The organism is Peteryoungia ipomoeae, assembly GCF_004912165.1.
GTDB lineage: Bacteria > Pseudomonadota > Alphaproteobacteria > Rhizobiales > Rhizobiaceae > Allorhizobium > Allorhizobium ipomoeae.
Map to the genome: position 1 here is coordinate 80,848 of NZ_STGV01000007.1, position 14,627 is coordinate 95,474.

The window sequence follows — 14,627 nt, forward strand, 5'->3', positions numbered from 1 at the left end:
GGGTTCGATTGCGCCGGAGGTCGGCTTTGGCATCACGTCATGAGCGCTTCGGGTTGTCCGGGCAGATGAATGGCGGTCAGAATGAGGTCGTCTGCACCGAGGCCATCGGCGCTGATGATGACAATCTCGTAGTCTTGGTCGCCATCGATGTCGGTTGCGAGTTGCAGCACATGGTGGCCTCTGTCCTCGTCATCGATCATCTTCTTGTAGAGCTTGACGAGCGTCTTGTGCTCGTCGCGGTTTAGCTCAAGGGAGGTCTCGCCGTCGTCGAAATGGAGCCGGCCGAGTTCGCGTTCAAGCTTTGACAGATCGACCTTGTCGCCGACCTTGAAGTCGCGGATTTCATCCAAACCTGCGCCGCTGTTTGCAATCGAAGCGACCGACCCGAAGACGAAGGTATCGTTGCCGCCCTTGCCATAAAACACGTTTACTGATGCGCTGGCCGTTATCACATCGTTGCCGCCGCCGCCAATCGCGTTTTCAATCGATATCAGGCGGTCCTGTCCGATTTCCTCGCCGGATGCGATGCCGGTGTCGAGATCGATCAGGACGGCGCTCGACGCAGATGATGCGTCATAGGTATCGCTTCCGTCCCCACCATTCAGAACGTCGTCCCCGTCGTTTTGAATGGTGGTACCGGTCGTTGCTCCACTGACGTCATTCAAGACGGAATCGGGATCACCCGCCGATCTAACCGCATCATCGGGCGACAGGCTCGCGAGCTCGAGAACGGGTCCAGTCCCGGCAACAAAAACATCGTCGCCGAGATTGCCGACGAGGATGTCGTCTCCTGCGCCACCGGCAAGGGTGTCTTGTCCGGCCCCGCCTTCCAGCACGTCTTTGCCGGCGTCTCCCGACAAGACGTCGTCTCCCGCTTCGCCGAACAGCCGGTCGTCTCCGTCGCCCCCGGACAGACGGTCATCGCCCGTGCCGCCGATCAGGCTATCGTTTCCAGCTTCACCGAACAGCGTGTCGTTGCCGGCGTCACCGAACAAGACGTCGCTGCCATCGCCGCCGAAGATGCGGTCATTGCCCGCTCCGCCATGGATCACGTCTCGACCGTCCCCGCCAATCAGCAGATCGTCGCCTGCACCGCCCAGGATCAGGTCGTCATCTTCGCGACCATAGACAATGTCGTTCCCGGCTCCCGCATCGATAACGTCCTTGTTCGGCGTTCCCAGAAGCACGTCGTCTGCATCGGTTCCGCTGATCTCGGTCTCCGGGTGGGGGCGCAGATCGAGAAAGGCCTGGCCCTCCACCGTCGCCTTGCCGTCGCTCAGTTTGAAGGTCAGCGTGACCATGCCCTCCTTGTCGCGTTCGGGCCGGTAGATCCAGGCGTCACTGCCGTAGGCGCGGATCTCGCCGAAGGTCGCCCGTATATCCGAGACAGTCAGGACATCGCCGTCCGGATCCGTGGCGGCACGAGCCAGATCGGCCCACATCAGCAGCATGGAGACATTGATGAGCCCCGATCCGAGATAGATCGGTCCGCGGGACACGGGTGCGCGGTTAACGGGCTGATTGCCGCCACCTGTGCCGCCGCCCGTACCGCCGCCAGTCGGGGGCTGTTTGCCGCCGTCGGTCGACCCGCCATCGACCGGCGGCTTGGTGTCAATCGGAGGCGTGGCGCCGTCGCTTTGATCGCCAGACGCGGGGGGACGGTCGAAAGGGGTGTTCGTTGCCCCTGTCCGAAACAGATTGCCGAACCCTGCATTGGCAACTGGCGGAGACAGGAAGCGAAAGCTGTTGGCTGAAACGTCGATTGAAACGCCCTGGAAGGGGCGAGCGGCATAGGGCACCTCAAGGATAAAGTCCTGGGTATTGAAGCGGATCGACGAATAGAGCCGGCGCGGCGGATCGACTTGCTCGGCCGCTGCATTGTAAAGCTGCTGGATCTCCTGCCAGAAGGCTGCCATGTCGAGACTACCGTCCACCTGGTGGTCCTGGGGCTCTCCCCCTGTCTCATCAAGCGTTTCCGGCTGGCGGTCATCGGGTGCTTGCATATTGGGCGCCGGGTTGACGATCTCGCGGAGACGACCGAGATAGGCGCCGATACCTATGGAGAGAACGGCGAAAATCCCGGGCGACCACAGCGTCCTGTCCGGATGCTCCGCAATCGCAAACTTGCGCGCCGGCGCCTTGGCCGACTGCGCGTCGCCATGGCCAAGTTTCAGAACGTCCTCTTGATCGGTAACGGCGGTGCTCATGATGGCTCACTCCGCTGCAACAGACAATGTCGGGCTGTGGCGCGCCGGTTTCCTTAAGGGTGTGTTGGCGGGCACCTTGATGATGTCCTCCTTTGGCCCGAACGAAGACAGCTTGCCGCCCTGCACGACGCCGACCATGTCCACGGCCTGAAGAACACTTGGACGATGGGCGACAATGACGACGATGCCGCCACGCTCGCGCACCTTGACGATGGCCTTCATCAGGGCCTCTTCGCCTTCGGAATCGAGGTTGGAGTTCGGCTCGTCGAGCACAAGCAGGAAAGGATCGCCGTAAAGCGCACGGGCAAGTGCCAGGCGTTGCCGCTGGCCTGCGGAAAGCGACTGTCCGCCAGGCCCGATCTGCGTCTGGTAGCCGTTCGGCAGGCGCACGATCAACTCATGAATGCCCGCTGCCCGCGCAGCCCGGAATATCATCTTTGCATTGGCATCCGGATCGAAGCGGGCGATGTTGTCGGCGACGGTGCCGTCGAGCAGCGCCACCTCTTGTGGAAGGTAGCCGACATTTTCGGTGAAGAAGCGGGTCGGCCACTGCTTGAGGTCGGCGCCATCGACCCGGACAGACCCCCGCAACATCGGCCAGATGCCAAGCAGCGAGCGCGCCAGCGTCGTCTTGCCGCCGCCGGACGGACCGATCAGTGCCAAGGCCTGGCCGGCCGTGAGCTTGAAGGAGACGTCGCTCAGGAGCACGGTGCCCGTTGTTGGTGCGACCGTCGTCATGCCCTCCACGACCAGGGCCTCGCTCGGGGCCGGCAGGTCGAATTGCGTGCTTGGCCGATCGAGCACGGCAAGCGTGTCCTTGATGCGGGACCAGCTCCGGCGTGCCGAGATCACGCCCTTCCACTGGGCGATTGCCTGATCGACAGGGGCGAGCGCCCGACCCGTGACGATCGACGAGGCAATGATGGCACCGGCCGACATTTCCCCCTGGATGGTGAGATAGGCACCAAGTCCAAGCGTTGCCGATTGCAGCATCATGCGCAGCACCTTGGAAATGCCGGCAAAGGTGCCTGCGATGTCCGACGTGGCGGTCTGGGTGTCGAGGTGACGCCGATTGGCGCTTTCGAAACGGTCGATCGCGCGATCCGTCATGCCCATGGAATAGAGAATGTCACCGTTGCGGACATGGTTGTCCGAGACGTTGTTGCGCTGGATCGCGGCCCGCGTCATCTCCTTGGCATGCCGGCGCGACAGGAGTTCGGCGGCAATCGTCAGGCAGGCGAGGAAGGCGGCCCCACCGAGCGTCAGCATGCCGAGCACCGGATGCAGCATCCAGACAAAGACGAGATAGACCGGAATCCAGGGCAGATCGAAGAGCGCCACCGGGCCGGCCCCGGACAGGAAGCCGCGCACCGTGTCGACGTCGCGACCACGCTCGGAGGCTTCCGCTGCGGAGTAACCGAAGCGCGGCATGTCGATGACCACCCGATGCACGAGCGGTGCGATCTGCCGGTCGACGTTGGAGCCGAAGCGGACCAGAATCTGAGAGCGAAGAATGTCAAACAGGCCCTGGAAAAGGTAAAGCCCGACCGCGATCACCGAGAGCCAGACCAATGTCGGGATGCTGCCGCTGGTCAGCGCCCGATCATAGATCTGCAGCATGTAGAAGGCGCCTGTCAGCGCAAGAATGTTGATGATCCCGGACAGGCCGAAGACGAAACCGGTTACAAGACCGACACCGGACAGTTTGTAGCTTGACTGCTTACTCATGGCTTCCCCCACTTGAACTTGCCTGTCCGGCCGCCCCATGGGCCGGACAGATGTGCCATGGTGTCCTCAGGAAATGCCGAGGAAGTCGTTGATCGTCAGGTTGTGGCGGCCGTGCAGCGACAGTTCGAAGTCGGCGGCATTGTCGCCTTGCGTGTTGCCGCGGATGACGGTGAACTCCTCGCCATCACGAACCTCATGCGTGATGGTCACGTCGCCGATGGCATCGATCGTCTGACCTGCCTCGAGCTTCAGAGCACCCATCCCGTTGAAGTCGATCCGGTCGCCGGTCTGGAAGCCGTAGATCGTGTCGCCATTGGCGGCTGCCGCCGAGGTGAACTTGAAGACGTCGTCGCCAAGTCCGCCGTCGATGACGTTGACCGCCGTTGACGCCGTGATCTTGTCGTGTCCCGCACCCGTGACGATGTTCTCGAAGCCGTAGAAAGTATCGGCCCCGGTCGTGCCGCCCGAAACAGAGCCGCGCTCATTGAAGCCGTTGCCGAGATCCACCGTCAGGTTGGCGCTGCTTGCGGCGTAATCGAGCGTGTCAACGCCGTCTTCGCCGTAGTAAACGTCATTGCCGTCGTTGAGGGTCGCAATCACGGTATCGTCACCGGCACCTGCCCAGACACGGTCATCGCCCGCGCCGCCCTCGATCACGTCATTGCCGGCCCCGGCAAATATCTGATCGGAGCCCGCGCCGCCGAAGACGATGTCCTTGCCGTCGCCGGCATGCACTTCGTCGTCGCCAACACCCGCGTTGATGAAGTCATCTCCGTCGCCGCCGGTGATAACGTCATCGCCATCCTCACCACGCAGAATGTCCGAACCAGCCTCGCCAACCAGAACATCCGTCCCGGCACCGCCAAGGATCGTATCGTTTCCACCGGCGCCAAGGAGCGCATCGGCGGAGGCCGTGCCGATGAGGGTGAGGGCTGCCACCGGAGTCGGAGTCGGCGTTGTGCCGCCACCCGTGCCGGAGCCGGAACCGTTGCCAGAGCCGTTACCGGAGCCGGCACCATCTCCGTCATCTTCGTCTTCGCCTTCACCGTCGCTGTCGCCGTCCGAAGAAGCGTCCTCGTCCTCGTCCTCTTCTTCACCTTCATCGTCATCGTCATCGTCATTGCCGATGCCGTCGTCTTCGCCGTCGGTCTGGCCATCGCCATTGCCGTCGCCATCATCCTCGCCATTGCCATTGCCATTGCCATTGCCATTGCCATCGCCATTGGCATCATCCTCGATATCCGAGGAGAAGATGTCTTCCGGCAAACCCGTGAGGCCGGTGTTGCGGGCGACGATGTCCGAGAAGCCCTGACCGTCGATGAAGTTTTCATAGAGATCGAAATTGTCGAAGCGCTCCAGATAATAGAAGCGATCTGCCTCCTGCAGCCGATCGAACTGTTCGTGCAGAACAACCCAGAAGGTATCGCCTGCCATGCCGCCGTTGAAATGCTTTTCGGCCAAACCGCCGACCCAAAGGTCGACGCGGTCGATACCCTTCACGAGACCTGTGCCATCGCTCTGGACCGTGACGATATTGCCGTTGATCGCCTTGAATTCGGCAATCTGGTTGGCCTGCAGCACCAGGTCCGGATAGGCAGCCATGAACTGCACGAGCACGGCATCGCTGATCCCGTTGCGCTGCTGGAAGTTCTGCCAGCTTGAATAGGGGTTCATCGAACCGCCATTGGCCTCCAGAAATTCCACGGCGAACTTGATGTAGGGGTCGGTCGAGGCCTTCAGATCGGCCTTTACCTGGTTGAGTGTGCCAAGACCCACGTCGCGACCGCGCGCCACGTTGAAGGCGAAGAGATCGGCCCGGATGCGTACGAGGTCGTTGCGGACTGCATCGACGATGTTGAAGTCGACATCTTCTGCCGGCTGCTCGACGATGCCGGAGAGGATCGCGCCGGTTCCGAGCTGTTCGTAGCCCGGCTTCGGATCGTAACCCCTGGCCCTCAATGCGGTCAGTTCCTCAGGCGTGAACACGTCGTTGGTCGGGTTCAAGAAAGCGTCGAACAGGTTGACCTGATAGTTCTGTCCATCCTCGCCCTTGACGGTAATGGTGTCGCCGATCAGCGAATGGCCGATGCGGTAGACCGCTGCCGCAAATTCGTGGCTGATGCTGGCGCTTGCCTGATCATTATACGCCTCGAAGCCATGGCTGCCGTTACCCTGGATGCCGCCGATGAGGGCATCGGCGAATTCGGTGAAGACAACACGCTGGTACTCGGCCTCATTGACCATCTTCGCAGCCTGGAAAAGTTCTTCCGGGGTGCCCTGGAAACCGGCAGCCTGCAACTTCTCGACATGGAAATTGTGGTTGCGGGCCCAGATCGTATGCATCGAGGTCAGCGTGAAATTCTCGTTCGTGCGACCGTCGCCGCCGATGTAGTGATCGAGCGGACTGATAGCCGGATTGGCGTCGAGCAGCAGGGCGTGGCTCGACCCCATGAAATCGCTGGCGAGTGCGCGCACCACCGTCGGGTTATAGCCGGACTGCTCACTCCAGAGTGTCGGATAATACTGGAGAAGGGTCTTGCCGCCTTCGAGCCCTGGTCCCTTGAACACGGTTTCGGCGGTCCGATGATGATCAAGCAATTCGCGAAGCGTCGACATCAGATCGAAGCCTGGCGCCGACGAGTCCTCAGGCCCCATGAGGATGCGCGAGCCCACACCGAAGTGGCCATCGCTTTCACGCAGGAACTGCCCGACGATGACGTTGGAACCATAGACCTGGTTCTGGTCGACAAACGGCGAGGTCTTGTTCAGATGCTCGGGAATGTCGGTTGCCGATTCCAGCGGTTGCTTCAGCGAGCCACGGGTCAGGTCGGTAAAGTTCGCCGCTGTCGGTCCGGGAATATCCGCACCGTCAATGATCACCTTGCCAGCACCTCCCTTCGGCAGGAAGTCCAGCCCGTGGTCGAAATACTGACCGAAGGCCATGAAGAAGATGTTCGCCTCGTTTGGCGCTTTTGGCAGGTTGGCTTCCTGTGCACCGATCGCATTCGAGATTGCACGTGGATCGAGCCCGTCGAAGATCGGGTTGAGTGCCCGGTTGATGATGTTGTTCTGGGCATCGACCTCAACGCCGGCACCGTAGCGGGCTTCGGTCAGGCGGATGAATGCCTGATCTGCCGATCCGAAATCTGGATTGTCGACGTTGTTGCCATTGCCTGAAAGGTCACGAGTGCCACCCGAGCCCGCCGTATCGTCATCATCCTCAAAGGCCGCAAGCCCCTTGACCAGATTGGTGATGCCCTGGATGTCGCGCGCAGTGTATTCGAAGCTGCCCGCCGTGCCGGGGACCGGATCGGGGTTGGCACCGCCGTGATTGCCAGGGGACTGAAGCAGCGGTGCCTCGCCCGAGAAGGTAATCGAGTGCGCTCCGTTGGAAAGCGTCTTCGTCCCATTGCCATTCAGGGTCAGCACGTAGTCCGCAGCATTCACGCCTTCGGGGATTTCGACGACGTCCTGGGCACGCAGCGTGCCGATGATGGTGTCCTGACCACCGGCCGAACGAAACAGGATGCGATGCGCGGAAGACAGGTTCGAAATATTGACGGTATCGTTGCCTTCGGAGCCTTCGATCGTGATGGTGTTGAAGCTCAGGCTGGTCGCATTGAAGTTCCCGATTGTGGATACCTGGTCATTCCCCGCACCGGTGTTGATGATGATCTCTTCAATGTTGTCGAGTTCGGCGATGACGTTGCCGTTGGCTGTGCCGTTGCGGGTAATCACGATCTCTGTGTTGGCGTTCAGTGGCCTGTTACCACCGAGCGCAACCCAGTCAGCCCTGGCGTAGATGCTATAGGTTTCCGATGTGTTGTTGCCGTTGACGATAAAGGTGTCGTCGGTGCCGGCACCGCCGTTGATAACGTCTCGACCATCGGTCGCCGTGAATGTCAGGCCTCCGATGACAATCGGATCGTCCACGGTCCAGCTGATCGTGTCGTCGCCAGCGCCAGCGTTGATCGTGTCATTGCCTCCATTGCCGGCGATGATGTCGGCACCGGCTGTCCCAGTGATGTTGTTGTTTCCATTGCCACTCAAGATCGTATCGCCCACGACCCCTGTGGGGCCCGAGTTTACGGTGGTCACAGTGCCCGCACCGTCCGTGTAGGTCACCTGGACGCGCAACAGGTCATCGACCTGTCCGTTGCCCGGGGTAAACGTGGTGCCGGTTGCCCCGGCAATGTTGGTCCAGGTCGCGCCATTGTTGGTGGAAACTTGCCACCGATACGAAAAGGTGCCGAGACCATCCGGATCCGTCATGCTGGCCGTATTGACGGACAACTGCTGCGAGCGGGTCGGGGTGAGATCCGATATTGTCGGCGCGCCACTCTGACCTTCCTGGGCATTGGTCACCGTGATTGCGAGTGCCTGGCTATCAACGGCGATGCCGTCCGTGGCCTCAACGATGACATCGTAGACATTGTTGCCGCCGGCATCCGTCGGGGCTTCGAAGTTCGGCGAGTTTATAAATGAGAGCACGCCCGTTGCCGGATCGATCGTGAAGAGTGCAGCGTCAGCGCCGCCAGCGATCGAATAGGTGAGCAGCTGGCCGGCATCCGGGTCTATCGCCGTGACAGTCGTGGCGAGTGTGGTGTTTTCCGCACGCGAAATGGCTGCGGTCGCGCCTCCACCGTTGGAGGTGATCGCCGGTGCCCGGTTGAGAAGGTCACTGACGGACACCGTTGTGCCATCGGCGAAGCGCAGGGCTTCAATGTTCGTCAGCCTGTCGGTTCCATCCGAGTTGATGAGGCCGAGGGTACCGTCTGGATCTACGGTGACATGGCTGACCGTGATGCTGCCATCCGCATTGCGAACGAAGGAATAGTTCTCCCGCACATCCGAATACACGGCGATGTCCAGGTCACCCGTTTTGCCGCCGTTGACGATTTCCCGGACGATTTCCATCTGACCCGGTGTCACGGTGCGCTCAAGCAGGAGGTCGGATAGAGCCTTGCCACCCAAGGCAGGCGTTGCCCCTGCCGGGATCTCGCCATTGACCAGCTGCGACTGAAGATAGACGGGGCCTGCCAGACTGTCTGCTGTGTAGATGACATTGCCGGCTGTGATCCGGATGCGGACATTGAGCCAGGCGTCACCGTCGATGACGTCATCGCCGCCCCGGCCTTCGATCAGATCGCTGCCGCCGCCGCCGAGCATTATGTTGCCATCGTCGAAGGCGATTTCGGCTTCGCGAGCCGCGGCACCAACCGTGGCCGACGACTGAACGAGATTGCCCAGCAGTTCGCGAAGTCCGTCGATGCGATCAATGCCGGCCTGGCTGAGATGGTGCTTGACCATTGTGTTCTCGGCGCCCGCGAGGTTTGCAGCGGGTTCGGCTTCTGCATCTGGCTCAGTTGGGAAAGCGGTTGAGCGGTTGTCGCCCTTCAGCACGTCGTTCTGGCTGTAGCCGGAAACACCTTCAACGGCATCAAAGCGGTTGCGCAGGATATCCTGTTGGTCGGTCGTGAAGATCGGACGCAGAAGATCAGCGTCAGCCGACTTGGTGCTGCCCTTGTAAATCGCCCAGTCATAGCCCCACATGCCCTCATTGCGCATGACGCTTTCGCCCTGGACCATGATGTCGTCGCCAGATTCGGCGTCGAAGTCATTTTCGTTCTCACCCGCAAACATGACGTCGTGGCCGAGAATGGTCGAATTGAAGAAGAGCTCGGAATTGTCGCCGGCGATAACGTCGAAGCCGTTGCCGCCCTCGATCCAGTCGTCGCCTTCGTTGCCGAGCAGGAAGTCGCCACCTTCGCCGCCGAGCATGAAGTCGTCGCCTTCGCCGCCGAACATTTCCTTGCCGTCCGGACCCGCCATCAGCACGTCTGATCCCTGGTTGCCGAAGACCAGCGCAAGGCCCGAGCCGCCATGGATGACGTCGTTTCCTTCCTCGCCCATCAGGAAGTCGACTTCGCCGATATCGGTACCGGAATTGGTGATGATATCATCGCCCTGGCCGCCATGGACCTTGTCGACCCCGTAGCCGGCTTCGATGCGATCGTTTCCGCCGCGGCCCCAGACGGTGTCGTCACCGCCGCCGGCGACAATGGTGTCATCGCCGTTTGTTCCCTGGATCAGGACATGATCAAGACCATTAAACTTGATCGAGTTGGCGCCGCGTTCGACCAGGGGAGAGAGCGCGTTCTGGAATGCATCCTCACCGACCGGGTCGGTGTAGCCCCACTTCGTCTGTTCGGCCCTGTCGACATAGAGGACATGGTCTGGAACGGAGAAGATGTCGCCCGGCACAGCGTAGCCCGATTGGCCGATATCGGTGTTTCGGATGACCATTTCCGCAAAGGAGTTGGCTTCCAGTTCGTTGAGAAGGTTTAGGCCCTGCGTGCGGGAGAGATAGTAGAAGCGGTCGCCATTCTGCAGGTTTTCGAGCTGCAGCTCGAAGACGAAGGAGAAGGTTGAGCCCAGCATGCCGCCGAAGGCCATTTTCTTCTCGGCCAGGCCACCGATCCAGAGATCGACGTCGTTGAGACCGCCAAGATCGGTATAGTTGCCGGTGCCATTGAGGAAAGCCATCCGGTCTGCATCGAAGTTGGTTTTGGCTTGGCCCGTGAGGCTTGAATCACCAAAAACAAGCTTCATCGCTGCGTCGCGCTTTTCCTCGCCAGTCTTCTCCCGGAAGCCTGTGGGGAATTGCTGGCTGATCGGCACCGCAACCAGACTCGTTAACGAGGAATGCGTGCCGTAGGCTGCGATGAAGTTGACGATCGAGGCCGGGTTCTTGAGGTTCATGCCAAAGTCGACCCAGTTCTTGTAGGGGTCGAGCTGCGTGTCGCCGTTAGCGATCGCCTTGAACTGCGCGCGCGCGGCATTCAAGCTCGGAATGCCGGTCTCGCGACCGCGGGCGATATTGAGTGCTGCGAGATCGAGCGGAATGCCGACGAGGTGGTTGCGCAGAACGTCCGTTACAAACTCGTCGATTTCGTTGCCGACCTGGCCGGTCATGCCGCGGATGACGGCGCCGGCTCCCTGGTCCGCCGTGATCTGATTGGGCGCGTAGGCCGTCGGATTGAGGAAGGCCTCGAAGAGATCCATCGACGACTTGACGCCTGTGGCGCTGACGCTGTCGACAGTCTCGTTCAGCATCGAGTGGCCGAAGCGATAGACCACGTGAGCGAATTCAGCGAAGATTGCCGGATTGATGTCCATCGACGGATTGAAGACAAACGCATCGACGTCTGGCTGCACCTTGCGGGCGAATTCCTCGAATACGAGGTGCTGGTACTCCATTTCGGTCGTGAAACGAGCCGCCTGGAAGAGACGCTCGCCGTCCCAGTTGAGCGTTGAAAGATCGCCGGGCAGGGCGGTGACCTTTGTCGTCAGCCATTCGTTCAGGAAGTTGAAATTGCCATCGCGGGCCGCGGCGATTGCCCGATCCTTGACCTCATCAACGAGGCGGTTGTGTTCCGAGTGGAAGACGTGATGAACCGCCGTTAGACCGATGTTCTCGTTGCCGCGGCCGTCACCTGTGACGAAATGCGCGTCAAGAAGCTCATTGTCATAGGTCGTGGCCTGACCCATCTGGTTGAGCGGTATCTGATTGTTGGCGACCAGGTCTGCGTCAGGCGCCTTCATCACATCGGGTGTTACAGGATCACGGTCGTGATCGACCAGGCCCGGTACGGCATTGTGGGCGATATCGTCGAGGAAGGCATGGTTGGTCAGCACCGCATTTGCCAGGCTGATCGGCGTGGTCAGATTGCCTTCGACCCAGACGATGTTGTTCGGCGTGCCGGTTGCAACCATCGGCAGCCCGTTCGGTCCCCGAACGAACTCGCCATAGGCATCCATTTTGAACAGGGGAACCGTGCCGACGAATTCGTCCGTGAGCTCGATGCCGAGCATCTTGCGGGCCTGTTCCTTCACTTCGCCCCAGGTGGCTATACCTTTAGTGCCTTCAAGCAGATGGCCGGTCGAGACCGGTTTGTTGTCCACGAGCTTGTACTCGCGCAGGAAGAGCTGTTTCGATGCGACAGACGAATAGGTCTGGTTCTGGTCGACAAAGGGCGTGGTGAGATTGAGCGGCGTCTGTGGCGCGCGGGTCAGCACCATGTAGTTGGTGCGGCTGCCTTCGACATAGAGCGGGTCATCCGGCGACAGGGGAATGTAGATCTTGTCGTTGCCACCCTTCTGGACGAGGTCAAGACCATGGTCGAAAAACTGGCCGAAGAGCGTGAACCAGGAATTGTAAGGCGCAGACAGGCCTTCATCGGGCGCGATGTTTTCGATGAGGATCGAGGGTCCATCGAAGGCGATACCGTAGGTGGTCGAGATCGAGGTCGAGAGTGTCTTTGTTACATCGGCAATCAGGACCGCATCGGTTTTCTGCAGCGTTGGAGCCAACATTTCGTTGGCAGACTTCGCCACCGCAAGTTCCGCATCAAACCGTGTCTTGATCGATGTCACGGCTGCGAGCAGGTTGCCGTCGTAGCCGGCCTGTACGAGCGCCGTGTAGATCGCTGCGGGGTTCGACAATGTCTGGTCAACGATAAGGTTTGATATGAGGCGCGGATCGGCATCCGCCACGGCACCCGTTTGTGCATAGCCTCCGCCAATCGTCACCGAGCTGGTAGCGCCCGTGCGCAGCTGGAAGGTATCGCCGTCATTGGCACGCCATTCGTTTCCGAGAAGGTCGAGGAAAGGCTGGTCCACAGCGCCCCAGTTTTCTCGCCCGGCACCCAGATTGTTGAAGCTGCCGTCAACGGTTCGCAAGCCGTAGGGAACATGCTCGGCGCTGATTGCAAGCATGGCGCCAGCCGTACCTTCAGGCACGACATTTCCAAGCTCGTCGACCCAGATATCGGTGAGCGGTCTAGCTTCGCCGAGTGAATGGGCGATCGAATTTGCTTCGGCAATCTTGATCTGGCGCAGAATGAATTCGAGGTCGTGCTGATTGATCTGGACCATGTCTTTTCGGGGTCGCTCCCCCGCCTCCCGTTCGCATCCCTGTCCGTTTTGTCAGAGATTTGTCAGCAAGCAGGTTTGCACAACGCGCAAAAATCGTAAGGGAACTTGGTCCCTCGAATTCTCGGATCAAGGTCCAAACTAAGTTCAGACCTTGGTCTGAACTTTCGCTCGAGCCTGTCGACAAGCAGCTTTCATGGGTGCATGACTATAGACCGAAGAGGAGAGCGAAATTCCCAGTCACGTTGCTTGGGATTTCAGGAGATGCGGGGAGCAGCATGTTGGCGTTCTGCGCGGAACTCGGTCCGGCGTGATGCACATAAAATCGAAGAAACGCGATAGCGCCCAACCAGTGGCAGACCAGCCGAGGTTCCCTTGGCAATGGCTTGGCTCTCTGTCCTTGTCGGCGCAGTTTTTGATTGCGGCGTCGTTTATCGTGTTCGGCCTCATGGCAGGCGTCAGTTTCTTCGTCGCAGCCCAGGTTGAGAAGGCCGCGCAGAATGCGGCGGGTTTGGCGGGCGCCGTGAGAATGGAGACGCTCATCGCTCCGCTTGTCGAGCGATCCGATGATGGTGATTTCCTGTTTGATGACGTGTTCCAGAGCAGGATCAACAGCCTGATCGGTCAAGGACCAGCGGGCCAGCGGATTATCAATATCAAGATCTGGACCGCCGATGGCCAGCAGATCTATCCGCCTGGCGGCTCCGGCCAGCAGCCTGTGCTGTTCGAAGAGCTTCGGCGGGCGCTTGCCGGACAAATGGTTGTCTCGCGCACAACGGTTGCCAAGCACAATTACAGTGACGAAGAAACATCCCAATCGCTGCTGGAGATTTATGGTCCTCTGATCCGATCTGCCACAGGCGAAGTCTTGCTCGCGGGCGAAATCTACGAAGAAAGCGAGGTGCTTGAGCGGCAGATCGCCGAAACCCGGCGAAGCTCGATGATCGGCGTCTTTCTTCTGTCCGTTCCGATGTTGTCTTTGCTTTACCTCGTTGTCAGGCGGGGGGCGCGCCTGATTGAGGAGCAGCGGCGAACGTTGCGGGAAAGTCTGCGCCATGCCATCGAACTCTCCGTGGAAAACAACCGTTTGCGGTTGCTCGCGGACAATGCCCGTGTCGAGGCCGGCAAGCTTAATGAGCGTATTCTCGATCAGATCGGTGCGGATCTGCATGATGGGTCGGTGCAGTTGCTCACGCTCGTGAAGCTGCGGTTGAGCGACCTTGTGGTGCCGCGTCCTGATGTTTCCGAGGCCACGCGCGAGGCTCTCAACAAGATCATGGACCTGGTGAGCAATATTCTTGACGAGGTGCGTAATCTGTCTTCGGGGCTCGTTCTCCCGGAACTTGAAAATGCGACAATCGACGAAGCGTTGCAGCTGGCAATCAAGCGATTTCTCGAGATCACGGGACGGAATGCCCCCCTTTCCGGCAGTGCCGGTCTGGATTTGCGCCTTCCGGATCTGTCGATCTGCCTCTATCGATTTGTGCTTGAAGGCCTGATGAATAGCTATCGTCATGCGAGCGGCAACACCCATATGGTCCGTTGCAGCTTCAAGCGTGGCCGACTCTTCGTCGCTGTGATCGATATTGGTCAGCGCCCGGTTCTGTCATCGAAACGCGAAGTGCAGAGAGCACGGCTTGGCAAGGTCAGCCAGAAGCGGCGCATTCGCAGTTTTGGCGGGCGCATGCGCTATTTTCCGCGCCGCAATGGAACGTTTGCCATTGCAAGCCTGCCGATTGGCAGCGACGACTGACAGCT

Annotated in this window: 4 protein-coding genes; 1 reads left to right on the forward strand and 3 read right to left on the reverse strand. The window is 60.1% G+C overall.

Annotation, left to right across the window (positions count from 1 at the left end; all coding sequences use genetic code 11):
- Positions 1 to 32 precede the first annotated feature (32 nt).
- The 3 genes from FAA97_RS18345 to FAA97_RS18355 all read right to left on the reverse strand — a co-directional run bounded on the left by FAA97_RS18345 (position 33) and on the right by FAA97_RS18355 (position 12,872).
- Entirely contained in the window at positions 33 to 2,207 is a 2,175-nt protein-coding gene (locus tag FAA97_RS18345; RefSeq protein ID WP_136600021.1) for a cadherin-like domain-containing protein, read from the reverse strand.
- A gap of 6 nt (positions 2,208 to 2,213) precedes the next feature.
- A complete protein-coding gene (locus tag FAA97_RS18350; RefSeq protein ID WP_136600022.1) occupies positions 2,214 to 3,935 on the reverse strand; it encodes a type I secretion system permease/ATPase in 1,722 nt (573 codons plus the stop codon).
- A gap of 66 nt (positions 3,936 to 4,001) precedes the next feature.
- Positions 4,002 to 12,872 (reverse strand): peroxidase family protein, encoded by an 8,871-nt coding sequence (locus FAA97_RS18355; protein WP_136600023.1) that lies wholly within the window; start codon positions 12,870 to 12,872, stop codon positions 4,002 to 4,004.
- Positions 12,873 to 13,269: 397 nt separating this feature from the next.
- Between FAA97_RS18355 and FAA97_RS18360 the strand changes: the two genes are divergently transcribed.
- Entirely contained in the window at positions 13,270 to 14,622 is a 1,353-nt protein-coding gene (locus FAA97_RS18360) for a sensor histidine kinase (protein WP_246041580.1), read from the forward strand.
- The last annotated feature ends 5 nt before the right edge of the window (positions 14,623 to 14,627 follow it).

Excerpts from the sequence above, each read along its gene's own strand:
- FAA97_RS18355 (WP_136600023.1), bottom strand. The coding sequence starts at position 12,872 with ATGGTCCAGATCAATCAGCACGACCTCGAATTCATTCTGCGCCAGATC.
- FAA97_RS18345 (WP_136600021.1), bottom strand. The coding sequence starts at position 2,207 with ATGAGCACCGCCGTTACCGATCAAGAGGACGTTCTGAAACTTGGCCAT.
- FAA97_RS18350 (WP_136600022.1), bottom strand. The coding sequence starts at position 3,935 with ATGAGTAAGCAGTCAAGCTACAAACTGTCCGGTGTCGGTCTTGTAACC.